Here is a 374-nt window from a genome sequence, read left to right on the forward strand (position 1 = left end):
AATCTTCGGATGAATCGGAATCACTCGGTCTTTTCCTGCTTTAGTTTTTATTCCGCAGATTATTGAATATCCTCCGTCTATTTTGTGAACAGACATTTTGTTTAACGTCAAGAATTCTGTTATTCTTAACCCTGTGTAACACATAAAAAGTATACAGTCCGCAAACGGAACTTTGTCATTTGCTTTTTCTATTTGCTTTACTTCTAAGTCAGTAAAGGCTTCTTTTACTGCTCTGTTATTTTTTGGTAACACCAAAAACTCGGCATAATTTTTGTTGACTATATCGTTTTCCATCGCGTATTTATATAGAAGACCAAGCAAAACTTTGACATCATGCAAAGCCGAATAAGACTGAGGTTTTAACATCACTGGCT

1 pseudogene is annotated in these 374 nt (G+C 35.0%); it reads right to left on the minus strand.

What is annotated here, in order from left to right:
• A pseudogene (locus AC29Z1_RS17575) lies at positions 1-374 on the minus strand (hypothetical protein); the annotation flags it as partial.

The organism is Sporomusa sp., assembly GCF_057736855.1.